Origin of the sequence: Photobacterium pectinilyticum (genome assembly GCF_024357955.1) — a bacterium.
Lineage (GTDB): Bacteria > Pseudomonadota > Gammaproteobacteria > Enterobacterales > Vibrionaceae > Photobacterium > Photobacterium pectinilyticum.
This window is the reverse complement of record NZ_JANEYT010000023.1, coordinates 1-22126: the sequence shown is the minus strand read 5'-3', so window position 1 is coordinate 22126 and position 22126 is coordinate 1. Positions and strand designations below refer to the sequence as shown.

The following is a 22126-nucleotide window of genomic DNA, read 5'->3' as shown; positions in this document are numbered from 1 at the left end:
CACATCTCAGCCAGGTTCGATAGCAATAGCCGATAATATCAACCTAGATTGGTATCAAACACGGCTACACTGCATGGCTAATTATTCATGCCCTTTATTCATGCCTCAAGGCTTCAATGGGATCTAATTGGGACGCTTTAAAGGCCGGATAGAACCCGAACCCTACCCCAATCATGGCTGTTGCGGTAATGCTCACCACAATGATCATGGGCGATACTACCATTTTCCAACCCAAGCCAAACTGAAGCGCGACGACAGCCAATAACGACAATGCAATTCCAATAAAGGCCCCTAACAAGCAAAGCACTACGCTCTCAATTAAAAACTGAGTCAAAATATGCTTGGGCTTAGCACCAACCGCCATGCGTAGGCCAATCTCTCGGGTACGTTCAGTCACACTCACCAACATAATGTTCATCACACCTATTCCACCCACTAGCAAAGATACGGCAGCAACCCCAGATAACAACAAAGAAAACACTTTATTGGCTTCAGCGCGGGTCTGCAGCATGGCTGTTAAGTTCATGATGGTAAAAGGGCTCGTCAAGTGAGAAGCAACACGGTATTTTTGCAATAGAAGACGCTCTACCTCTTCGGACACCATGTCCATATCTTTTTCATTCTCGACCGATAACGTGATTCGACTCACCCGATCGGCACTGTTATCATTACGGCCAATGACTCTTCTATTCGCTGTCGTCAACGGTAGGATGATCAAATCATCTTGATCTTGCCCACGAATATCTTGGCCTTTCTCTTCCAATATACCAATTATCCGAAGCGGTACCTTGTTGATACGAATCACTTCATCCATTGCATAATCAGCATGGTCAAATAATTCCTTGGCGACGGTTTGTCCGATCAATGCCACCTTCGCATTACGGCGAAGATCTTCGTCGGTAAAAGCTCGACCTTGCGCGACATTCCAGTTACTGGCAATCAAGTAGTCGGCATTGGTGCCTTGGATTGAGGTATTCCAGTTCTGGTTGCCAAACACCACCTGCGCCTGACCTTGAACATTGGCCCCCGCCGCCAGTATTTCAGGAATTTCAGCCTTAATTTGACTAACATCAGACATAGAAAGCCGATTTGTGGCGCCAGCAGCAGACGAGGCACCACCAGAGCGTATTGCGCCCGATCTCACCATCAACAGGTTGGTACCGTGGCTTTCAATTTGCTTTTCAACCTCACGCTGTGCACCTTCGCCAAGAGCAAACATGATAACGACAGCGCTGATACCAATAATAATTCCCAATGTCGTCAGGATAGAGCGAAGTAAATGCGTCCTCAGCGAGGTCAGTGCGGTTATCAAGGTCGTCATGCTATCGCCTCCAGGCGGGTTTGCTGGTCCTTCACCAACTTTCCGTCTTTAATATGCAAGATTCGATTGGCCTGAGCAGCGACTTCATGATCATGAGTGATGATAACGATTGTCTGCCCTTTGCGATTAAGCGCTTTGAATAACTCGACAATATCTTCACTGGTTTTACTATCAAGCGCGCCTGTTGGTTCATCGGCCAATAAAATATCCGGTTGATTTACCATTGCCCTAGCAATCGCGACTCGCTGTTGCTGACCTCCCGATAGCTGATTGGGGTGCGAATCTAGCTTGTCTCCCAAGCCCACCAAGGTAAGACAATGCTTGGCTCTCTCATCAGCATCACCCACCTTGTCATCTCGATACATTAAGGGCATTTTGACGTTATCTAAAGCACTGGTTCGGGACAGCAAATTAAACTGCTGGAAAACAAACCCAATATGATTCTGCCTTATCTCAGCTAGTTGTTCCTTCTTCATAGCCGGAGTTGGTTTTCCCAGTATTTCGATTTCACCTTGCTCCGGTGTCATCAAGCAACCAATCACATTCATCAGCGTTGACTTACCCGATCCAGAAGGTCCGATAATAGCGACCATCTCACCCTTATCGATTTGGAAACTGATTCGATCAAGCACCTGAAACCGCTCTTCCCCTATAGGAAAGCTATGGCTCAGCTCTCGGCATACAATAGCGGTATCCATTAGCGGTTATCCCTCACTTGAGTCACGATTTTCATATCAGAAATATCCGGGCTCAACACTGAAGAGAAACTATCATCACTCACCCCAAACTGGGCTTGGATCACCTCCACCTCGCCATTGTTGAGCACCAAGAGAGGAGCAACCTTGACCTCACCATTGCGGATTCGTCGTTGCAGCTCACGTTGTTCATTCGTCAGTACTGAAGACAAGACTTTCTGCAGTTGCTGGCGTTGCTGCCTCATCGCCGTATTCGAAGGACTTCCTTGCCCTGACGGTGTGGATGGTAAGGCCTGCCTTAAAGCCTGCTTTTGCTCTTCCGTCAGATTAAGGTGCTCAAAACGAGATACAATGTCGCCTCTTGCTCCTTTTTGTTGCCCGCTGGAAGCAAACCGGTTGGCAGCTCTTACCGCGGCATTGCTGACCCTTTGCGCATTGCGGATACTATCAATAGATATATCCAAATTCGCGGTCATACCTGGTAGCAAGCTGTTATCCGCATTGCGGGCCGACACAATAACGATATAACTGATCACACCGTTATTGGTTTGCGGGGCTTTTCTAATTTGACTGACTTGACCGTTGAATTGGCGTTCGGGGTAGGCATCGACAGAAAATCGTACATCTTGCTCAAGTTTAACCAGACCAATGTCAGACTCGTCTATGTATGCCTCTATCTCCATTTCGGAGAGATCTTTTGCCAACGTAAATAGCTCTGGTGTGTTGTAGCTTGATGCAACAGTCTGCCCGGCTTCCACGGTTCGGTTGATCACGAACCCAGAGATGGGAGCGACAATTTTCGTTCTATCAAGGTCAATTTGCGCTTGCTGCAAACTTGCTTCATTTGCCGCGTGAGTCGCTTGAAAGATCGCTAGTTGGGAAATATTTTGCTCCCAGTCCAATTTGCTCATCTGGGAGTTTGTCTCTATCACATCGAGTGCATCTTCAGAAATACTCTTGTTCTTATACAAAGTACGTGATCTCGCCAGCTCTCGCACTGAACGCTGGTAATTCAATTTAGCGCGTTCTATCACTAACTTCTGTGCAGCTATATCCGCTTGGCTTTTATCTCGCAGCGCTTGAGCCTGAGCAACCTTTGCAGCAAAGTACTCGGGATCTATCTCCGCCAGCAATTGACCTTCTTCAACAGGATCGTTGAAATCAACATGGATATTAATGATCTGCCCCGATAGCTGAGCACCAACAACCACATCATTAACAGCAGTCAATGATCCCGTAGCACTGACGCGATTACTCACGTTACCAAAAGTGACTTGCTCGGTACGAAAAGTCTGGGGAGAGGGGTTGGCCGAACTGAAACTATGTGGGGCTAATGTATAAAAAGATATCGTACCAACTGCCGCCAACGCGACAATAGATAAGGCAATGTTAGAGCGCTTAGTTTTCATATAGAAAGGCCTCAATATTGTATTCTATTGAAAACCTTAACAAGTGCATGTGAATAGGAAAATTGGATTTACAGTGATTTACCCACTGTTGTTCATTAGAAACATTTGTATAACAGAGAAATACGGCTAGAAAAGTTCTTGTTGAGGAGAGTGGCTATTGTCTGAATCGGCTTGACGGTCTTGCTGTGCTTTCGCTCTCATCACTCTCTGGTAACGCTGCTTACATAACCTAACGACATTTCGCTTCTGTTCATTGGTGAACTGCTGCCAATGAAATCGCTCATCCCGACTACGGAAACAACCTTTGCAATAACCACGGTTATTAGCCTGGCACACCCCGACACATGGGCTGGGAATAGTAAAAAAATCGAGTTGTTCCATTCCTTTCCCCATAACGAATAGCGAGTGACCTACTAATGATAATAATCCCTTCTGGCATATTTCCCAAATTATACCAATCTACATAAATATCATATGAATCAGGATAGAAAGTGAAATTTATCACCAAAAGTGAATGGCCATTCATAGCCTTGTACTTTTGTTAATTATTTTGCTAGTCTTTTATCGTTATCAGGAGCGATAACATCATCTAAATCGCAGTCGCATGTTCTTTTCCAATGACTGCCGTTCAACCAGGAGGGAACCATGGATTTCTTTGTACCATCGGCATCTAGCCCGCAGCAAGCAGAAGCAGTATTCAACTCAATCGCTAACCATGTATCTGCCCCCGAGCAAAACAAACGTATTTACAAGCTTGTATGGCAACATGAAGGGGCTGAATGTACGTGCGAAATCGGCAAGCCGCTTCCTGATGTATTCAGAACCGAAGAAACTGTACTGGCTATTTTCGAGTGTGATGGAGTGTATAAAATTTGCACCCCTAACCGTGGCGCTATCAAATTTGACCCTATCCACGCCATGAAGTCTTCTGTATCCAATGTCGAGTACTTCAGTTGATCGCGATGATCTTTTTGCAAAGCAATAAAAAACCGCATTTTGATGCGGTTTTTTTGTTTCCGTTTTAAACCGTGACGCCGGCTTCTGCAAAACTCGCCATATTATTATAAAACTCTGCAGCAGCTCGAAGCAGTGGAACGGCTAGTACCGCACCGGTCCCCTCACCTAATCTCAAGGATAGATCCAGCAACGGCTCGGCATCCAGCTGTTCAAGTGCAATTTGATGACCCGACTCATGGGATTGGTGAGCGAAAATCAAATAATCACGGCAGGACGGATCTATTTTCGTCGCCAGTAATGCAGCAACTGTCACAATAAAACCATCAACGAGTACCGGAGTTTTCTGCTTGGCCGCGGCAAGGAAACCACCCACCATCTGTACGATTTCAAACCCTCCGAGCTCGGCAAGCAATGTTTTCGGGTCGGTGGAACCGCAACGTGCTACACCTTGACTCACCAAACGCTTTTTCTTCTCCAATTGCTCCGAAGACACACCCGTGCCAAGACCAACGCAACGTTCTGCAGACTCACCAGTAAATGCAGCAAGCAGCGCTGACGCACTACTGGTATTACCTATCCCCATTTCTCCAAACATGATCAGGTTGCAACCTTGGTCGATCACACCGTCTACCACCTCTTGGCCCCAAACCAACCCTTGGTGCACTTGTTGTACTGTCATGGCCGGTTCAATGGCTAAATTACCCGTCCGTTCACCAAGGCGTTGCTTAACCAACTGCGGAGATTCCTGCTCTACCGGTACCAAAATACCGCAATCAATCACTTTTATCGCCACATCATTAGCACGGCAGAAACAATTAATCGCAGCACCTCCGGCCAAGAAGTTAAGGACCATCTGTTGGGTAACGGCACTCGGTGCGATACTCACCCCTTCTTCAGCAATACCGTGATCACCGGCAAACACCAAAACAGTTGGCTGATCCAGAGAAATATTGTCTATCGCTTGGGCTTTGCCTTGGCTCTGGATAAGTGCTAACTGATAAGCCACTTTTTCCAACTGGCCCAGCGCCCCAAGAGGTTTAGTTTTTTGATCTATACGCCCTTGGATCTCGGAACTAAAACGGGTATCAAACATTTACTCTATCCTTAGTTTAAATTTAAAATAACCCTAACTGCGGAGCGGTAATATCATCAAAGTGTTTACCGATGAAAGGCAAAATACCATCAGCTACTGGTCTTAGCTGCTTATCAATATAATGCTCGTAATCAATCGGGCTTTGCTGGGCTTCTTTTGGTTCTGGGCCGTTAATGGTGATCACATACTCAATCCAACCGCCGTTTTGATATTGCAGTGATCGACCTTGACGTTGATTCACCTCATCAGCCATTCTTGCCGCTCTGACATGTGGCGGTACATTTTTTTGGTACTCAGATAGGTTACGGCGTAACCGCTTGCGGTAAACCAATACATCATCGTACTTTCCGGATCGGGTATCTTCCACGTACTGCCTGACGTACTCTTCCACTTCCTCATCGTGAAATACTTGATGGTATAAGGTTTGCTGGAAAGTCTGTGCCAAACGTGTCCAGTCGGTACGCACTGTCTCTAACCCTTTGTAAACCATTTCCTCATGCCCATTACTGATCACCAAGCCGGCATAACGTTTTTTACTGCCCGTTTCCTGCCCACGGATCGTCGGCATCAAGAATTTGTGATAGTGGGTTTCGTACTCCAGCTCCAGCGCAGACTCAACGGCATACTCGTCTTGTAAGTGTTTAGTCCACCACTGATTAATATACGCCACCAGCTGACAGCCGATTTCATCGGCTTTTTCCGCTGAATGAGCATGTTTGAGTGACACAAAAGTCGAGTCGGTATCACCATAGATCACCTCATACCCTTTACCTTCAATCAGCTCTCGAGTGGTTTTCATGATCTCATGCCCGCGCATTGTGATCGATGAGGCCAAACGATGATCAAAGAAACGGCAACCAGAGGATCCCAGCACACCGTAAAAAGAGTTCATGATGATTTTAATCGCTTGTGAAAAAGCCTTTTCCCCATCACGTTTGGCTTGATCCCTTGCCGCCCATAATGATTCGATCATCTTAGGCAAGAAGTGTTTGGCCCGATGGAAGCGCCCTCCCCGAAATCCGGCAATGGCTTGATTGTCTTCTTTCCCTTCTTCGAGCAATAAGCCTTCAATCAACCCGAGCGGATCGATACGAAAGGTGCGGATGATAGAAGGGTAAAGCGATTTGAAATCCAGCACCAATACCGATTCATACAAACCGGGTTTGGAGTCCATGACATAGCCACCAGGGCTGGCAATCCAGTTTTCGCTATCCAAACTTGGAGCCACATAACCCGCTCGGTGTAGCTGAGGTAAATATAGATTGGTAAACGCCGCTACCGAGCCGCCAATCCGATCAAGCTCCACACCGGTCAAACGGCTTCTCTCGATAACGAAGTCAAGCAAGTGAGTATGATCGAAAATGCGCGAAACCAACTTGCAATCTTGCAGGTTGTATTTTGCCAGCGAGACTTTGTCCTCACGGAACATCTGGTTGATTTCGGCCATTCGATCATGGACATTGTGTATCGCCTTACCCTCTCCCAGTAACTCTCGCGAAACTGACTCCAAAGACCAGGAGCGGAAGTTGTAGGTAGCGGTCTTCAGAGTATCAATGCCGTCTAAGACCACACGGCCAGGAATGGAAATAAAGCCTTGGTTAGGATTCTGAGTTGACTGTCGCCAATGAGGCGGCTGCTTTCCCCTGCCCATGCGTAAAGTAATCGCATTCCATTCCGCCCGTTTAAGCAGCAAGCGAAAATCAAAGTCAATGACGTTCCAGCCGATAACAATGTCAGGATCGAACGCTAGAAACCATGCTTCCAAGGCGAGTAACAACGCTTTTTCTGAGTCTACCCACTGAATCCAGTCGTGTGCATCCTTATCGCAAGATGCCTCCCCGACCATAATAACCCGGCTGTCTTTATCGCTATGTAAACCAACCGAATACAGAACGCCTTTTTCCGAGCACTCTATATCCAGCGACACAACCGATAATTGAGGCTTATATTCCGCTGATTTAGCTTTAACCTGATGGAACTCATCAAAGCCCGTCTTGATCGTATGCTTACCAGAAAAAGCAATGCCACCACAAATAAAACGTTCCATCAAATAGCGGTCAGCTAAACGAATATCAGACTCAAATGCTTCGATCCCAACCGCACGTAAGATCTGGGGTAGTTGAAGGCTGTCTTTTATCGAATGGCAGTAACATGCTGCCATGTCTTCATGCTGAAAGTTCTTCAGTGCTAATGGCTTCCACTCAGCGCGTATTCCCGCTTTATGAAGTTCGCCTTGGGCCACCACTTGATCTTGCTGGCGAATAAAGCACACCGGTTTAGCGTTATTGATCACCAGCCTGGCTGGCCCATTGTCGGTGCTAACCCAAAGCACAATCTCTGTTTGACCACGAACATCGCGGCCTTGCCTTGTTAGTACAAAGCCTTTTGACTGAGTTTGCAAAAACACCTCGTTAGTATGGTATTAACCAATTTTACGTTCAATCTTATCAAATTCAGTCACTATCCACTGGCCGAAGTCATTAATCATAAACAATACGGCTTTTTTAGGGACTTGCTGACCTGAGATCAACATAAAAAGGCGATCAATTGCCAATTTGTGCTGAGGGTAATAACTCAGAAATTGCTGAGCGGCTTGCTCTATCGACAACGCTAATTTACCAGAGCGATGAAAGACCAAGGTATAACACGACCAAATCATTTTTTTTGCCACATCACGGCACAAAGATAAGTAATGGGAAACAACTCTTGTAGCCATAATATTACGACGGTAATCGTTAAGCTGTATCGGTAAGTCATCATTCATCGACTTACCAATGTCCCAGCTTGGCTCAAAGCAACCAAATCGACTTGAGAGGTCATCACCACACACACATACGCAACAATGCTTCAGCCAGAAGCCCCATTTAAAGATCGCTGCAATATCAAGCACCTCATGTTTTACCAATAACGTCATATTAACAGCGACAATTTGTGGACATTGGCTCTCTATCCGACTGACAATGCTATTAAGTATTGCTTGCGCTGACGCCGTCAGCGGGTTGGTTGTCACTAAGGTGACATTTAAATCAGATTGCCCAGGAACTGCTTCCAGCCTAGCAACGCTCCCCGCAATATAGATGCTATGAAGAACAGGTATGCTGCGTTTGAGCTGATGAACCAGCTCATCAACAATCTGATCAAACATAGGTTGAAATGTGGATGGACAACCCAAAGCAGGTAAAGCTCGTGCCACTGATATTCCTCTAAATTACTGCTAGCTTCGTAACTATTTCAGTAACTATATCAAATCACGGTCCATCAATATCTAACCCAACGCCAACTGAATAATAAACGTACAAATGTGATGGGTAACTATCAGTATCTCGATGCTAAGCCTATGCCTTTTGAACGATTTATAGCAAAATTCAACGTCCACTCGACACATCCTTAAGAAGTTAGCCCTTCGGTTCACGAAATAGTTGGTGTTCAGGCTTAACCGTGGTAATTTTCGGTTTTTACCAACAGAAAGATATATCCCATGCCAAGAGCTAGTGAAATAAAGAAAGGTTTTGTCATTGTAACCGGCGGTAAAACGCTGTTAGTCAAAGATATTGAAGTTACAACACCTGGCGGCCGTGGCGGTACAAAAATCTACAAAATGCGTTGTACCGACCTAGCGACAGGGCACCGTGTTGACGAACGCCTAAAGGCTGATGATGTGGTAGATACTGTTGAGATGAGTAAGCACCCAGTCGCTTATTCATACGCCGAAGGTGAAAACATCATCTTCATGGATACAGAGAACTACGATCAGTACACCTTCAACGCTGAAGATATTGCTGATGAAATGCTATTCATCAATGAAGATACCCAAGGTATTCTTGTCATTCTGGTCAATGAAAAAGCAGCAGGCCTCGAACTACCTTCATCCGTTGAATTGGTTATCGAAGAGACCGACCCTTCAATTAAAGGTGCGTCAGCATCAGCTCGTACTAAGCCAGCACGCTTTGCAACTGGCCTATCAGTACAAGTACCTGAATACATCTCTACAGGTGAAAAGGTTAAGGTCAACGTTCAAGAACGTAAGTTCATGGGTCGCGCAGACTAAACAATAGTTAGACTATTACCAAAGGGGAAGCCCAACGAGCGCTTCCCTTTTTTGTTGTTAAGGGGAACGCCCAAGCTTGGTGGCCTATAAGGTCGAAACTTGCACCTGCATATTGCTTGGGTATACTGCCATTTCAATTAACCAATGACAGATAGAGTTCATGGACACACCAAACCTAATTTCTTATGACGACGTTATCGATGCCGCTTATGACATCTTCCTGGAGATGGCTTCTGATAACCTAGAGCCTGCCGACGTATTGCTTTTCACGATGCAATTTGACGAGCGCGGTGCTGCTGAACTAGTTGAAACTAAAGATGACTGGGCTGAGCACGTTGGCTTTGACGTTGATAAAGAAGTGTATGCCGAAGTGCGCGTTGGTCTGGTTAATGAAGAAAATGATGAGCTAGACGATGTTTTCGCTCGCCTTCTTGTGAGCCGTGATCCTGACAACAAATTCTGCCACGTTTTGTGGAAGCGTGACTAAGCCAGAACCCCATAGAAATACAACAAAGGCGGAGCCATCTTCATGGCTCCGCCTTTTTATTTATCTTCCGGGTAGCAGGTATTAATCAAAGTGGAAGCGGTGTTTACCGTGTGCTGCTTTGGTTTTTAGATAGTTTTCGTTACCATCTTTGACGTGCGCTTTAGTACCCACCACTTCTGAAATCACAATACCCAGAGCTTCAAGTTCACGGATCTTTTTCGGATTATTGGTGATCAGACGAATTTCTTTCAAACCCAACGCCGTCAGCATATAAGCGGCTTCAGAAAATTCTCGAAGATCATCGCTAAATCCAAGGTGATTATTTGCTTCGTAGGTGTTCATGCCCTGACTTTGTAATTCATAAGCATCAATCTTGTTGTAAAGACCGATCCCGCGCCCTTCTTGACGCAGATACAATAGGACACCACCCTGCTCACCCATTTTTTCGATGGTTTCATCTAACTGCTCACCACAGTCACAACGCGATGAATGAAAAACATCCCCCGTCAAGCATTCAGAATGCATGCGTACAAGTGGTGGTATAGAACGCTGATCGGCATTTTGGAAAATCACAGCAACATGCTCTTTGCCTGACTCTAACCCGTTAAATGAAAGCAGCTCAGCAGGAATATTACTTCTTTGACCGACTTTAAAAGGCACACGGGCCCTTACTTTAACCATGTTGTTCCTAAGTACTTCTACAGACAAATCAGCAGCGGCAATCAGATCGATACAAAGCCTCACGGTTAAGGCTACAGGCTTGCTGTTTGACTAACTATTCTTTACACAACACCCAGCAATTGAATACTCTACGGTACGACTATCGCTAAGGCGTTACTCTTTAACTCGGGTTGATCACTCGGGTTGTTATACCCAAGCAACTTCAAGGTATTTGGTTTAATGAAGTCACTTGGGTATAAACCGTAATGATATCTAAAATTATTGCACTAAAACAGCGTAAAGGCATAGGTTGCTGGTAATCAGAACAATAGCACCCCGGATTATTATGTTATAACATAACACCAACAAGGAAAAAACCATAAGTTATCTATGGTTTAATTGGCATTGACTCGATAATAGTCTTTCGATTTTCGACTTTGAAATACACACGCAGACATCAATGTAACGCACACGACCGCCGCCATTATCATCGACATTCGTAACCAATCATCCCCCATGATCAAACGGATCGTGATCATGCTATAAGTAACTTGTAGCCACTTCAACGCAACTAGACCTAAGCTTATGGACATCACGTAGGGAACCCATCGGTGGCGAATAAGCAGTACCAAAGGGAAGGCTATTAACAATAGGCATGGTAGCCATGAGCCATAGCGTAAAAAATGTGCAGCTAGTAACCAAAAACTCACAACGACAGGGAGCATTCTTAATATCATTTAACCACCTCCATAAAGAAGCATCATATATACACCTTTATGGTGTTGATTTAAAGATGTATTGTTAATCAATACGTTGGAGATAACTATCAATGTACCTTTTTAGATAGTTGCTTTTTTTTGCAGTTATTCAATGCTCCCCTCTGTTATATACCATAAAGTTATGTTTCAATAGCGCCCTTTTTGAACAACTCGCACCCTATTGATGAACATGACTCTTTGGTTACGTTGGCGATCCCCAATCCTAGTATTTTTACTGGGTGCGACTGCTATTGCTATGTCTTCACAACCAATTAGCCATTACTTGTTCAAAAGTGAAGTCGAAAAGCGGCTCGAAAACATTCATATATTCTACCAAGAACGATTCATGGATGTTGGGCGTGAATTACAAGAGCTCATAACTGAGCTTAACTTTACCTGTACTCAGCAGGACATTTCCTTATTACGTGAGACTATTGAGCAATCAACTGGCATCCAACTGCTAGAGCTACAGACCGCAACAGGCCATTGCTCTGTTTATGGAGATAAAGTTCCGCTCATTAAAGATTTTGATCACAAGGACAGTAGCGTTCTCGGGCATGATACTGTCGACTTTAGTTATAACGTTGCCCCTTATCATAACCACCGCCTTAAGATTCACTACCGCCTTGCCGAAGCGAGCTTGATCTTAATTACCGAACCGGTGCAGCATGTATTCACACAAAGTGAAGTGTGCAAGAATTGTACAGCAATGACCTTGAGTCGAGATGGCGAGGAAATTCAGGTTTATCCTATGCTGGAGGCTAAGCAATATTTCCACATTGCAAGAAAAGCTTTTGGCCCCAACTACGCGTTCAATGTCTATGCAACAGCGAATGGGATCAGCTATGTGACAAACAGTGATCAATTTATCACTCAGCTATTACTGTTTTTTATGCTGTTATCTGGCTGCTTGCTGATTGGGTTATACCGTACACCTGAGCGAACGCTAAAAGAAATGATCACGCATGGCTTACTAAAAAAAGAGTTTATCCCTTTTTATCAGCCGATCATTGATACCCGATCAGGAAAGATGACCGGCTGCGAGGTGTTGATCCGCTGGCAACGACCTGATGGAGAGCTCATTTCACCGAATCAATTTATCCCTATTGCAGAGCACAATGGGCAAATCAAGCAGTTGACGGTTTACCTGCTTGAACTCATCATTGACCAATTTCAAGACGAGCTCATTGCCGAATCCGATTTTTGTGTCAGCATGAATGTTACGCCACAGCAACTGGAAGATGACGAATTCCTTGCCACAACGATCAACTTACTCACACAAAGGAAAATCCCAGCTCATCGGTTGGCGTTTGAAGTGACAGAGCGGATCCCGTTCAAAAACTTGGCAAAAGCCCGGTCAATTATTCAGCAGCTGAGTAATTTTGGTATCTCAATCAAACTCGATGATGCAGGTACCGGCTATGGCGGTTTTAGCTACCTGCAAAACCTGCCTATCGATACATTGAAAATCGATAAAATGTTTATCGACACGATTGGTACCAATGACTTGAAGTCTAATATTCTTGACTCCATTATCCTTTTTGCCAAACACGCTGGGCTAAAAGTAATCGCTGAAGGTGTCGAGACGGCGGATCAGGTTGAATACCTGCATCAGCGGGATATCCACCTGATGCAAGGTTTCCATTTTGCCAAACCGATGCCATTCAACGAATTTCACCAGTATTTACAACAAGATCTAAGGGTTTGAGCTTGCTATTTTAGCTGCGATATTAACCAACCAAGAATTTTTTGCGCAACTTCAATTGTTATTTTTCCCAGAAACTCTAAAATTGCCCGATTACATTCCTAAAGCACCTGTCGTATAACAGGCTCAGGATAAATTAATTAGTCTTACTGCTTACAAGCAGTGATTGACGCAGTAAAGGAAACGACATGATTCAAGTAGTTGGTCACAAAAACCCTGATAGCGATAGCATCTGTTCAGCACTTGTTGGTGCTGCTCTTCTTAAAGCTCGTGGCGTTGAAGCTAAAGCTGTTCGTCAAGGTGAAATCAACCGTGAAACTCAGCATATCCTAACGACAGCTGGTGTTGATCAACCTGAAATGTGTACGGGTGTCGCTGGCGAGAAAGTTTGGCTAGTTGATTACTCTGATCTAGCACAAGCACCGGATGACATCGCAGATGCTGAAATCGTAGGTATTGTTGACCACCACCGCCTAGGTGATGTGATGACGGTTAACCCACTTGAAGCATGGATCTGGCCAGTTGGTTGTACATGTACCATCATGTTCAACCTATTCAAGATGGAAAACGTAGAAATCACTCGCGAACTAGCGACCCTGATGATGTCTGCCATCCTAAGCGATACTGTGGGTTTTGCTTCTCCAACGTGCACTCAAAAAGACAAAGATGCGGTGGCTGAGCTTGCTCCACTAGCTGGTGTTGTAGATCTAGACCTGTTCATCAAAGAGCTTCTGATCGCTAAAACTGACATCCAGGGCCTATCTGCTGCTGAGCTAGTAGAAAAAGACCTTAAAGCATACCCATTCAAAGAGCGTAATGTTGTTGTTGGTCAAATCGAACTTGCAACTCTTGAGCAAGTTAACGACATGATTACTGAGCTTGAAGCTGATCTTCAGCGTCGTTGTGACGAAGAAGGCCTAGCAATGGCCGCTCTGATGCTGACTGACATCACAACTAGCACAACGCGCCTACTTTACAAAGGTGAGTGGAACGAAGTGCTAGATACACATGCTAAAGATGGCATGCTGATGATGGAAAACACGCTAAGCCGTAAGAAACAAGGCTGGCCTTGGCTGCAGAACGTACTTGCTTAATCGCTGGTACTTCTTGCTAATGAAAAAAGGAACGCTACGGCGTTCCTTTTTTGTACTTGAACAACACCGTTTATCGCCTTAATGCCGAGGTCTCATTTAATATATCGGCAAAATGAGACACAAATTCACGCCCTACTAACTTACCTTCACGATAATCTATCTCCAAATCATCCTTACTGCTTAGCAAAGCTCGGCTCTTCAAACTTTTTTCTGGCGAAATTTGGATAATTTGCAGTCCTTCAGGTGGAGAGAGCATAAATTCATGTGCCCCCTGATAGGTGGTATAGTAGCGATTAAGCATATCGATCACCTCGAGCCGTTTATTATTACCTGTCAGTGCGAGAAATCGCTCTATGTTATCAGCCGAGAGTAAGCTCCAGCTTTTACCTTTACCTGAAGATGCTGCTCCAGGCTCTTTATCACGCCAATTCAGCTTCCAGCTTTCGAACTTGGTTGTCAGCTCTCCGTGCAAAGCTTTTACCTTATCCAAAGACTCATTCAAACTCAGCCTATCAATATAATCAGGAAGCGCGATTTCCACCTTACCGCGCCAATCATCAAAGCGGCTGCTCTCATCTTGAGGCAATAACACAGGTTCCGTTCTCACCACAATCACTAAGTCAGCACCACGCTGCCAAGCTTCCTTCACAGGCACAGCAGCACTGACGCCACCGTCAACCCATTCCAAGTCGTCGAAGTTAACTGGTTGATTATAAATCACCGGTATTGCACATGAAGCCCGTAATACATCGCACCAGTTATCCTCGTACATGGGTATATAAATATCTTGCAAAGTATCTTTACGGGTAGCACAGGCAAACGCATGTCGATGACGCAGCACCTGCCTTGCAGCAGTCACATCTAACGGTAATGAACCATGAGCCCGTACAGCTTCCAAAGCCCAATCGAGGTTCATCGGTTTCTGTTGGCTAAGATACTTATATAAGTTGAAAAATTCATTGTCAGTGGTGTAGTTAACAATGAAATCATAACCGAAACGAGGTTGACGGCTAATATATGACGATAAGTTCAGCGCACCAGCAGACGTGCCGATGTAAAGCTCGAATGGATCGAAGCCTCTTTCTAGAAAAGCATCAAATACCCCGGCCGTAAAAATGCCACGTTGCCCTCCTCCCTGCACAACTAACGCGATTTTTTTCTTTTTCGCATTGAGTAACTTATGTGAAAAGCTGTTAATTAAAGGTAAATCGAATGCCTTTAAACTAAACGGTAAATGATTTGTCATGCCCCGACCCACGTACTACAGGAATCTTGTAAAGCAGTATACCGTCCCTAGCTAGATAAAAACTTAACCTGTTCTATATTTATCTAATTATTAATAGCTTACGCAGTAACTGATACTATACCAAAGCCAATTATAACAGTCATGATGCTTATGGCAATCAACACAGCGAGTTTCAATTCGAAGTCCATAAATTTCGCCCCCTAGAAAAAATTAACAAACCGTTAACTCTATTTTAGGGAGAGTTCAAGATTCTGGCTAATGAAAAAGCAATAATTTAAGAAAGCTGTCACACTTAAATTTATGTTTGCGCTATTGGATAATGGTATGAAAACAAGACATTTATTATTAATCTTTGCCGGTATGTTAATGGCATCGCATACGGTAGCTGCCAATACCATCTATGTGACACCATACATTGGCTACACTTTTTCCAGCTCAATCAAGGATGATAACGGGGTTAACATTGAGCCCGAAAACGATCCTCATTACGCAATCTCCATAGAAACAGACTTAGACAAGGGGCGTGTGGGTTTATTTGTCAGTCACCAGCCGACTGACTATGAAACCTTTTCAAATTCCGGTTCATTCACTTATGTACATTTTCAGAGCTCTCTGCGTTTTGATACCTTTGAGCGTTTTGATACTTTCGTGGGCGCGAGCATAGGCACAACTATTATCGATGCCGACTGGAGTGACCAAGATCTTGTTTTCTCTGGTGGCTTCTTGGGTGGAGTGGAATACAAATTCACGCCACACTTCTCATTACTATTAGAAGGACGTTGGCTTGCTAACCTCATGGAAAGTGATACCACAACCGTCTGCAACCTCCCGGAGGGTAACCAAACCTGTAATATAAAGGTCAATTCCGAGTGGCTAACCCAATTCCAAACAAACCTTGGCTTTACCTATGCGTTCTGAGTTCTAGGCCAATTTACTGACGACACACCAGTGAATTGAAGCACTGGTGTGCGAATTAGCTGCAAATTAACCAATTTGCAGATTTAATCAACGGGTTTGTAAAATAATATTTCCAACCACGTATTTTCTCTGCCGCTAGTTTTTCCTACCAACATGAAGCCGACCACAGCGTTCTTCACTAGAAAAGAAGGCAAAACCAAAAATTAACATCTACCCCGCCGTTCCTTTACAACCCTACGCTCTATTGCTTTACATATTTACTCTAGTTAATCTCGTTCAATCAGCGTGGTCTTACCTTTCAATTATCACGCTAAGTATTGATATTAATTGGAATAATTCTCTGACTAATCCTATCTAGATAGTGATTTGCAGTACATAAGGAGATGTATATGAAACGTGAACAATGGGGCTCACGCGCTGGATTTATCCTAGCGGCAGTAGGCTCTGCAATCGGGCTAGGAAACATCTGGCGTTTCCCTTATATGGCTTACGAAAATGGTGGTGGCGCCTTTTTTATCCCTTACCTTTTTGCCATGCTCACCGCCGGTATCCCTTTTATGATTATGGAGTTCAGCCTTGGTCATAAACTGCGTGGGGCTGCACCAAGAGCCTTTTCCAAACTCGGCCTAAAATTTGAGTGGCTAGGTTGGTTCCAGGTATTTATCGCGGCCATTATCGCCGTTTACTACGTAGCGATTATTGGTTGGGCGATTTCTTATCTGAGTTATTCATTCACCCAAAGCTGGGGTACCGATACTAATGCCTTCTTCTTTGGTGAATATCTGAAACTAGGCGACAACAGTCCAAGTCAATTGGGTAGCCTGCAAAGCCATATTGCAATTCCGATGGCGATTGCTTGGGCGATCACTTTTACTGCGATATTTACTGGTGTCAAAGGTGGTATTGAGCGCGCAAGCAAGATCATGATGCCTTTGCTGTTTATCATGGTCGTTGCGTTGATTGGCCGCGTTGCATTCCTTCCAGGTGCTCTAGATGGACTAAATTACCTATTCCAGCCAGACTTCAGTAAGATTTTGGATGCCAAGGTATGGTCTGCGGCATATGGTCAGATCTTCTTCACCCTGAGTGTCGGTTTCGCCATCATGATTGCTTACTCTAGCTACCTGCCAGAGAAGTCTGATATCAACAACAACGCCTTTATGACTGTGCTCATCAACTGTGGTTTCTCTATCACTGCGGGTGTATTGATCTTCGGTGTATTGGGCTATATGGCGCAAGAGCAAGCCAAACCTATTACTGAAGTGGTGTCGGCTGGTGTTGGCTTAGCATTTGTCACCATCCCGGCAGCAATTAACTTACTACCTGCACCGTATATTCTAGGTCCACTGTTCTTCTTAGCTTTGGTTGTGGCAGGTTTGAGCTCGCACATTTCAATTATCGAAGCGGTTACCTCAGCTGTCATCGATAAGTTGAAAATCACCCGTAAGCTAGCAGCCTCTTTGGTATGTGGTATCGGCTTTGTTGTTTCGATGGCTTTTGCCACCAATGGCGGCCTACTGCTCCTTGATTTGGTTGACTACTTCATTAACAACGTTGCACTTTTGGCTAGCTGCCTTGTTGAGCTTGTCGTCATTGCATGGTTGCTGAAAGTATCTGACATCCGCAACTACGTAAATAGCATCTCTGAATTCAGCATCGGTAAGTGGTTTGAAATCTGTATCCGCTTCCTAAGCCCGGCAATGCTGGCTGTCATTCTGGGTACCAACCTCGTTAATACATTCAACGATGGTTATGGCGGCTATGCAACCTCAGATCTTCTGATGTTGGGTTGGGGCCTAGTTGCAGCAATGTTTGTTGTTGCCGTTATTATCAATGTTTCATCGAAACCACAGCCACAGCAGGAGGCCAAACTATGACAACGGGCGCAATTATTATGATGCTTTTCGGCTTGGGCATTACATGGGGCGGCGCAGCATACTGCATTTCCGTCGCGATGAATAAGCAGAGCAGAGATTAAGCTTTCGCTAAACGTTTAAACAAGGAGGCTATCGCCTCCTTGTTTTTTTGCTTCTAATTATGTTAACAATGATCCATTCTGATAAAGAATTCTTTTCCTTATGGCAATCAGGTAGCTACAATCGGAGGATTCAGGAGATAGCGGCAGATAACAAACAGTAGAACAATACGGTCGCCTATAGCTTTCATTGCCCAATGAAAGACAAAACATCAAGGAACAGAAATGAAGTTAGCAGCACTTATACTCTCAACAGCACTTATGCCTTCCATCGCATTTGCTTCTTCGACAAGTTGCGAAAGTAAAAAATACCACCAGTATATTGATGCCTCTCTCAGCTGGTATGAAAGCCTAGTTACGTTAGCGGTTGATAAAGAACCAGACCTCAAAGAGGTTGGCCAGTGGTTCCTTGAAGGGCGTAAGCATCACTTTGAATTGAATCGCGATGCCTTTGATTGGTATCTCGCCAACGACAAGGACAAACTAGCCCTTTCTCTTCCAGTTGAGTCATGGTTAAACCTAACCCAACAAGATGTGAAAGCCTTATCAGAAGAACAAAACTCTGATTTGGGCAAAGCGGCTAAGTTGGCCTTCGATGACAGACAAAGCAAGCCGCATCCGAAAAACTATGCCTTGCGAAGTGCTTTTGCCGAATTACTCACACACCCGGGTAATATAGAAAAACCACTTAATGCCTATAACGAAAAGATGACGGCGCTTACTGAAATGGAGTGTCAGTAAACGTAGTGCCTTAGGCCCAATAAATATTGTATATTAATTGGGCAATATCATGTTTTTTCAATTGCATAGCTTTATAGATTCATACATGCTTAACGGTTTTTTGCTACGGTCAACCCACCCTTTTTGCAATGAATCCCTTTAATTAGGAAGGATCCTATATGACAAACCGGCACGCTAACGCGTTATTTTTTCTCATACCGGCAGTTTGCATATCCAGCTATGCGCACGCTAACCAACCACAGCGATGGTCTGCAGGTTTAAACGCTGACATATCACTTTTGACGGGGTATTCGGAAAGCCGCTCTCCATTTAACACTGATGACAGTACCATCGGGGATTATGGTAAGGCAGATAAAGAGAGTAGCTTTCTTGTTGCTCCACTCGGGACCATTAGCTATACCAACCAAACACTAGACAAACAAATTTACTTTGGTACCAGTCGCTCTGACTTGGCGTTTGGCCGCTTCCATGTAGAATTGGGCTATAAACACAAGCTCGATGGCAACGGGACATTAGTTTTTAGCTATGTGCCAGGCTTACTAACGAGTGAAACGTGGCAAGACCCTTACCTACTAGACCAAGCTAGAGCGAAAACAGATAGTAAAATCAAAGGGCTACGTTTCCAATACAATCAAATCCTCGGCAGTAATTTCTCGTTAGAACTTTCTGGAGGTAATCAGGATCTTGATAAAGAAACCAGCGGCTCAAGCCAAGCCACTCTGTCTGATGCGCAAAAGCAATCCCTCGACCGTCAATCCGACATTTACTATGCCCAACTAAGCCATTCTATGCCAATTAGCCGAGCGCAATTTTTGCGCTCAGCTATCAGTTATACCCGTAACGATGCGCAAGGCGACGCAATGGCAAGTGACAGCTTCGGTGCAGAGCTTAGTGTGGTTCAGCGCGTCAACAAAGCCAGCTTTGCTCTAACATTCAGCTACGACTACATTGCCTTTGATGAACAAAATCCAATTTTTGAGCGTACACAACAAGATGACAAGTGGGGGGTCTTCCTTGCATCACAATATGATGAACCAATGGGCTGGAAAAGCTGGAATTTAGTCTCACTAATAGGCTATAACCAAAGTAATTCAAACATCAGCTTTTATGATGAAGAAAGCTTACTTTTCACCGTAGGTATGAACTACCGGTTTTAATTTTTTTCGACAGCGACGGAAAATTGCATTAAATTAGCTGCAATTTGCCGAAATAGTTACAAGTTATTAATCGTTATGGCAGTAGTGGATCACAAAAAAGCCGATGCAACCCAAGAGTCGTTGCATCGCATTTTTACAGTGCCGGAAGCACCCGAATCGACCTTAGGTCGGATCGAAAAAGAGATTTCAGAAAACCTAAATGTGTTTTTACAAACGCATATAGCTGCCCGCGAAAAACCCCTGGCAGAAATCGAAAAAGACTTCTCGTCTGCAGATATACCAGAGCACCCGAGCTTTGTGTCTGATCATACCCATTTTCTATTGGACAAGCTGGTGGCCCAATCTGTGCATACCTCTGCACCGACATTTATCGGCCATATGACCTCGGCCTTGCCCTATTTCTTGATGCCGTTGTCCAAGATTATGATCGGCCTGAACCAGAACTTGGTGAAAATCGAGACCTCTAAGGCATTTACGCCATTGGAGCGGCAGGTACTGGGGATGCTTCACAACTTGATTTACCATGAGGATGACGCTTTTTATCAGCAGTGGATGCACAGCGCTAACCACTCTCTGGGCGCCTTTTGTTCCGGTGGTACTATCGCCAACATCACTGCCCTCTGGGTTGCTAGAAACAGTGCGTTAAAGCCTGATGGTGAGTTCAAAGGGGTAACACAAGAAGGTCTATTCAAAGCAATGAAGCACTATGGCTATGAAGATCTTGTCGTGCTGGTTTCGGAGCGAGGCCACTACTCACTTAAAAAATCCGCCGATGTACTAGGTCTTGGCAGAGACTGCCTGATCCCGATCAAGACCGATAGCCACAACCGGGTATGTGTTGACCAAATGCGCGCCAAGCTTGATGAGCTTAAGCAGCAAAACATCAAACCTTTTGCAATTGTCGGTGTCGCTGGTACAACGGAAACAGGTAATATCGACCCGCTTGAGGCTCTGGCTGATCTGGCACAGGAATATGGCTGTCATTTTCATGTCGATGCCGCATGGGGTGGCGCAACTCTGATGTCCAATACGTACCGATCACTGCTAAAGGGGATCGAACGTGCGGACTCAGTGACCATAGATGCTCACAAGCAACTGTATGTCCCTATGGGCGCGGGGATGGTCATCTTTAAAAACCCGGCCTTAATGACAGCGATTGAGCATCATGCCGAATACATCTTGCGTAAGGGCTCTAAAGACTTAGGTAGCCATACACTGGAAGGCTCAAGAAGCGGGATGGCGATGCTACTGTATGCCAGCCTCAATATCATCAGTCGGCCGGGCTATGAAATGCTGATCAATACCAGTATTGAAAAAGCCCAGTACTTTGCCTCGCTGATCGCTCAACACCCTGACTTTGAGCTGATTTCCGAGCCTGAATTATGCCTGCTAACCTACCGGTATGCCCCTGCTCGTACTCAAGAAGCGCTACGACTTGCCGATCCCGAGCAACGTGAAGAGCTACTGGCGGCCCTTGATGATATGACCAAGTTCATCCAGAAACGTCAACGTGAATCGGGTAAGTCGTTTGTATCTCGTACCCGTATCACGCCAGAAGCGTGGGATCGCAGGCTTACAACCGTCTTTCGCGTTGTGCTGGCTAACCCGCTAACAACAGAGCAAATACTGAAAGACGTACTGGAAGAGCAAAAAGACATCGCGAAGCAGAGCTTGATCAGTTTCCCTAAAATCAACACGCTAACCGAAAGTATTCTCAACCAGCAAGTCACACTCTAAATTAGCATGCAGCACTCTTGCTAACGAAGAAAAGCCTGACTGAAGTCATAATGCCATTCGGTTAAGCACTAGCGCTTATATCTCAATGGATATCGGCTAGGAATATAGAGCACTGAACGTGGATA

Annotated in this window: 22 protein-coding genes; 11 read left to right on the top strand and 11 right to left on the bottom strand. The window is 44.9% G+C overall.

Annotated features, from left to right (window positions below):
* Positions 1 to 94: 94 nt before the first annotated feature.
* The 4 genes from NHN17_RS11760 to NHN17_RS11745 all read right to left on the bottom strand — a co-directional run bounded on the left by NHN17_RS11760 (position 95) and on the right by NHN17_RS11745 (position 3806).
* Positions 95 to 1321, bottom strand: coding sequence for an ABC transporter permease (locus NHN17_RS11760; protein ID WP_255042727.1), 1227 nt, complete (start codon positions 1319 to 1321; stop codon positions 95 to 97).
* Entirely contained in the window at positions 1318 to 2019 is a 702-nt protein-coding gene (locus NHN17_RS11755; RefSeq protein ID WP_255042726.1) for an ABC transporter ATP-binding protein, read from the bottom strand. The genes NHN17_RS11760 and NHN17_RS11755 overlap by 4 nt, the downstream gene beginning before the upstream one ends.
* Positions 2019 to 3425, bottom strand: coding sequence for an efflux RND transporter periplasmic adaptor subunit (locus NHN17_RS11750; protein WP_255042725.1), 1407 nt, complete (start codon positions 3423 to 3425; stop codon positions 2019 to 2021). The genes NHN17_RS11755 and NHN17_RS11750 overlap by 1 nt, the downstream gene beginning before the upstream one ends.
* 126 nt (positions 3426 to 3551) lie before the next feature.
* Entirely contained in the window at positions 3552 to 3806 is a 255-nt protein-coding gene (locus tag NHN17_RS11745; protein ID WP_255042724.1) for a DUF1289 domain-containing protein, read from the bottom strand.
* Between the two features lie 264 nt (positions 3807 to 4070).
* Between NHN17_RS11745 and NHN17_RS11740 the strand changes: the two genes are divergently transcribed.
* Positions 4071 to 4382: a hypothetical protein gene (locus NHN17_RS11740; protein WP_255042723.1), complete on the top strand. Its 312-nt coding sequence runs from the start codon at positions 4071 to 4073 to the stop codon at positions 4380 to 4382.
* A 64-nt stretch (positions 4383 to 4446) separates the two neighbouring features.
* Here NHN17_RS11740 and cobT read toward each other — a convergent pair whose 3' ends face one another.
* The 3 genes from cobT to NHN17_RS11725 are packed head-to-tail and all read right to left on the bottom strand — an operon-like array spanning position 4447 to position 8668.
* Complete coding sequence (cobT, locus tag NHN17_RS11735; RefSeq protein WP_255042722.1) at positions 4447 to 5475, bottom strand: nicotinate-nucleotide--dimethylbenzimidazole phosphoribosyltransferase; 1029 nt, start codon at positions 5473 to 5475, stop codon at positions 4447 to 4449.
* A 22-nt stretch (positions 5476 to 5497) separates the two neighbouring features.
* Positions 5498 to 7882 carry a DNA polymerase II gene (locus tag NHN17_RS11730; protein WP_373689559.1) on the bottom strand — a complete coding sequence of 795 codons (2385 nt, stop codon included), beginning with the start codon at positions 7880 to 7882 and terminating at the stop codon, positions 5498 to 5500.
* Between the two features lie 15 nt (positions 7883 to 7897).
* Positions 7898 to 8668 carry a nucleotidyltransferase domain-containing protein gene (locus NHN17_RS11725; RefSeq protein ID WP_255042719.1) on the bottom strand — a complete coding sequence of 257 codons (771 nt, stop codon included), beginning with the start codon at positions 8666 to 8668 and terminating at the stop codon, positions 7898 to 7900.
* A 285-nt stretch (positions 8669 to 8953) separates the two neighbouring features.
* Here NHN17_RS11725 and efpL point away from each other — a divergent pair, with 285 nt between their 5' ends.
* Both efpL and NHN17_RS11715 read left to right on the top strand, forming a co-directional pair.
* On the top strand, positions 8954 to 9523 hold the full coding sequence (efpL, locus tag NHN17_RS11720; RefSeq protein WP_255042717.1) for an elongation factor P-like protein EfpL: 570 nt from the start codon (positions 8954 to 8956) through the stop codon (positions 9521 to 9523).
* A gap of 160 nt (positions 9524 to 9683) precedes the next feature.
* Positions 9684 to 10010, top strand: coding sequence for an HI1450 family dsDNA-mimic protein (locus NHN17_RS11715; RefSeq protein WP_255042716.1), 327 nt, complete (start codon positions 9684 to 9686; stop codon positions 10008 to 10010).
* 81 nt (positions 10011 to 10091) lie between these two features.
* Here the strand turns inward: NHN17_RS11715 and NHN17_RS11710 are convergent, their stop codons facing one another.
* Both NHN17_RS11710 and NHN17_RS11705 read right to left on the bottom strand, forming a co-directional pair.
* Complete coding sequence (locus NHN17_RS11710) at positions 10092 to 10691, bottom strand: GTP cyclohydrolase II (protein WP_255042715.1); 600 nt, start codon at positions 10689 to 10691, stop codon at positions 10092 to 10094.
* A 374-nt stretch (positions 10692 to 11065) separates the two neighbouring features.
* Positions 11066 to 11407 (bottom strand): hypothetical protein, encoded by a 342-nt coding sequence (locus tag NHN17_RS11705; protein WP_255042714.1) that lies wholly within the window; start codon positions 11405 to 11407, stop codon positions 11066 to 11068.
* Between the two features lie 205 nt (positions 11408 to 11612).
* Between NHN17_RS11705 and NHN17_RS11700 the strand changes: the two genes are divergently transcribed.
* Positions 11613 to 13136 carry an EAL domain-containing protein gene (locus NHN17_RS11700; protein ID WP_507237092.1) on the top strand — a complete coding sequence of 508 codons (1524 nt, stop codon included), beginning with the start codon at positions 11613 to 11615 and terminating at the stop codon, positions 13134 to 13136.
* A 185-nt stretch (positions 13137 to 13321) separates the two neighbouring features.
* Positions 13322 to 14227, top strand: coding sequence for a manganese-dependent inorganic pyrophosphatase (locus tag NHN17_RS11695; protein ID WP_255042712.1), 906 nt, complete (start codon positions 13322 to 13324; stop codon positions 14225 to 14227).
* A 70-nt stretch (positions 14228 to 14297) separates the two neighbouring features.
* On the opposite strand, the gene NHN17_RS11690 is transcribed toward NHN17_RS11695, so the two are convergent.
* On the bottom strand, positions 14298 to 15473 hold the full coding sequence (locus NHN17_RS11690; RefSeq protein WP_255042711.1) for a patatin-like phospholipase family protein: 1176 nt from the start codon (positions 15471 to 15473) through the stop codon (positions 14298 to 14300).
* Positions 15474 to 15571: 98 nt separating this feature from the next.
* Entirely contained in the window at positions 15572 to 15661 is a 90-nt protein-coding gene (gene cydH / locus NHN17_RS26045) for a cytochrome bd-I oxidase subunit CydH (RefSeq protein WP_373689558.1), read from the bottom strand.
* 136 nt (positions 15662 to 15797) lie between these two features.
* Between cydH and NHN17_RS11685 the strand changes: the two genes are divergently transcribed.
* The 6 genes from NHN17_RS11685 to panP all read left to right on the top strand — a co-directional run bounded on the left by NHN17_RS11685 (position 15798) and on the right by panP (position 22001).
* Positions 15798 to 16391, top strand: coding sequence for a putative outer membrane beta-barrel protein (locus NHN17_RS11685; protein ID WP_255042709.1), 594 nt, complete (start codon positions 15798 to 15800; stop codon positions 16389 to 16391).
* A gap of 389 nt (positions 16392 to 16780) precedes the next feature.
* Complete coding sequence (locus NHN17_RS11680; RefSeq protein ID WP_255042707.1) at positions 16781 to 18268, top strand: sodium-dependent transporter; 1488 nt, start codon at positions 16781 to 16783, stop codon at positions 18266 to 18268.
* Positions 18265 to 18369 carry a MetS family NSS transporter small subunit gene (locus NHN17_RS11675; protein WP_255042706.1) on the top strand — a complete coding sequence of 35 codons (105 nt, stop codon included), beginning with the start codon at positions 18265 to 18267 and terminating at the stop codon, positions 18367 to 18369. The genes NHN17_RS11680 and NHN17_RS11675 overlap by 4 nt, the downstream gene beginning before the upstream one ends.
* A 222-nt stretch (positions 18370 to 18591) precedes the next feature.
* Positions 18592 to 19107 (top strand): hypothetical protein, encoded by a 516-nt coding sequence (locus NHN17_RS11670; RefSeq protein ID WP_255042704.1) that lies wholly within the window; start codon positions 18592 to 18594, stop codon positions 19105 to 19107.
* A gap of 158 nt (positions 19108 to 19265) precedes the next feature.
* Entirely contained in the window at positions 19266 to 20264 is a 999-nt protein-coding gene (locus NHN17_RS11665) for a DUF2860 domain-containing protein (protein WP_255042702.1), read from the top strand.
* A 75-nt stretch (positions 20265 to 20339) separates the two neighbouring features.
* Entirely contained in the window at positions 20340 to 22001 is a 1662-nt protein-coding gene (panP, locus tag NHN17_RS11660) for a pyridoxal-dependent aspartate 1-decarboxylase PanP (RefSeq protein WP_255042701.1), read from the top strand.
* Positions 22002 to 22126: the final 125 nt, after the last annotated feature.

Bases quoted from the DNA above. Each gene is read 5' to 3' on its own strand.
- NHN17_RS11690 (WP_255042711.1), bottom strand. From the start codon at position 15,473: ATGACAAATCATTTACCGTTTAGTTTAAAGGCATTCGATTTACCTTTA.
- NHN17_RS11680 (WP_255042707.1), top strand. From the start codon at position 16,781: ATGAAACGTGAACAATGGGGCTCACGCGCTGGATTTATCCTAGCGGCA.
- cydH (WP_373689558.1), bottom strand. From the start codon at position 15,661: ATGGACTTCGAATTGAAACTCGCTGTGTTGATTGCCATAAGCATCATG.
- NHN17_RS11715 (WP_255042716.1), top strand. From the start codon at position 9,684: ATGGACACACCAAACCTAATTTCTTATGACGACGTTATCGATGCCGCT.
- NHN17_RS11710 (WP_255042715.1), bottom strand. From the start codon at position 10,691: ATGGTTAAAGTAAGGGCCCGTGTGCCTTTTAAAGTCGGTCAAAGAAGT.
- NHN17_RS11755 (WP_255042726.1), bottom strand. From the start codon at position 2,019: ATGGATACCGCTATTGTATGCCGAGAGCTGAGCCATAGCTTTCCTATA.
- NHN17_RS11750 (WP_255042725.1), bottom strand. From the start codon at position 3,425: ATGAAAACTAAGCGCTCTAACATTGCCTTATCTATTGTCGCGTTGGCG.
- efpL (WP_255042717.1), top strand. From the start codon at position 8,954: ATGCCAAGAGCTAGTGAAATAAAGAAAGGTTTTGTCATTGTAACCGGC.
- NHN17_RS11760 (WP_255042727.1), bottom strand. From the start codon at position 1,321: ATGACGACCTTGATAACCGCACTGACCTCGCTGAGGACGCATTTACTT.
- NHN17_RS11705 (WP_255042714.1), bottom strand. From the start codon at position 11,407: ATGATATTAAGAATGCTCCCTGTCGTTGTGAGTTTTTGGTTACTAGCT.
- NHN17_RS11740 (WP_255042723.1), top strand. From the start codon at position 4,071: ATGGATTTCTTTGTACCATCGGCATCTAGCCCGCAGCAAGCAGAAGCA.
- panP (WP_255042701.1), top strand. From the start codon at position 20,340: ATGGCAGTAGTGGATCACAAAAAAGCCGATGCAACCCAAGAGTCGTTG.
- NHN17_RS11695 (WP_255042712.1), top strand. From the start codon at position 13,322: ATGATTCAAGTAGTTGGTCACAAAAACCCTGATAGCGATAGCATCTGT.
- NHN17_RS11675 (WP_255042706.1), top strand. From the start codon at position 18,265: ATGACAACGGGCGCAATTATTATGATGCTTTTCGGCTTGGGCATTACA.
- NHN17_RS11685 (WP_255042709.1), top strand. From the start codon at position 15,798: ATGAAAACAAGACATTTATTATTAATCTTTGCCGGTATGTTAATGGCA.
- NHN17_RS11745 (WP_255042724.1), bottom strand. From the start codon at position 3,806: ATGGAACAACTCGATTTTTTTACTATTCCCAGCCCATGTGTCGGGGTG.
- NHN17_RS11665 (WP_255042702.1), top strand. From the start codon at position 19,266: ATGACAAACCGGCACGCTAACGCGTTATTTTTTCTCATACCGGCAGTT.
- cobT (WP_255042722.1), bottom strand. From the start codon at position 5,475: ATGTTTGATACCCGTTTTAGTTCCGAGATCCAAGGGCGTATAGATCAA.
- NHN17_RS11670 (WP_255042704.1), top strand. From the start codon at position 18,592: ATGAAGTTAGCAGCACTTATACTCTCAACAGCACTTATGCCTTCCATC.
- NHN17_RS11700 (WP_507237092.1), top strand. From the start codon at position 11,613: ATGAACATGACTCTTTGGTTACGTTGGCGATCCCCAATCCTAGTATTT.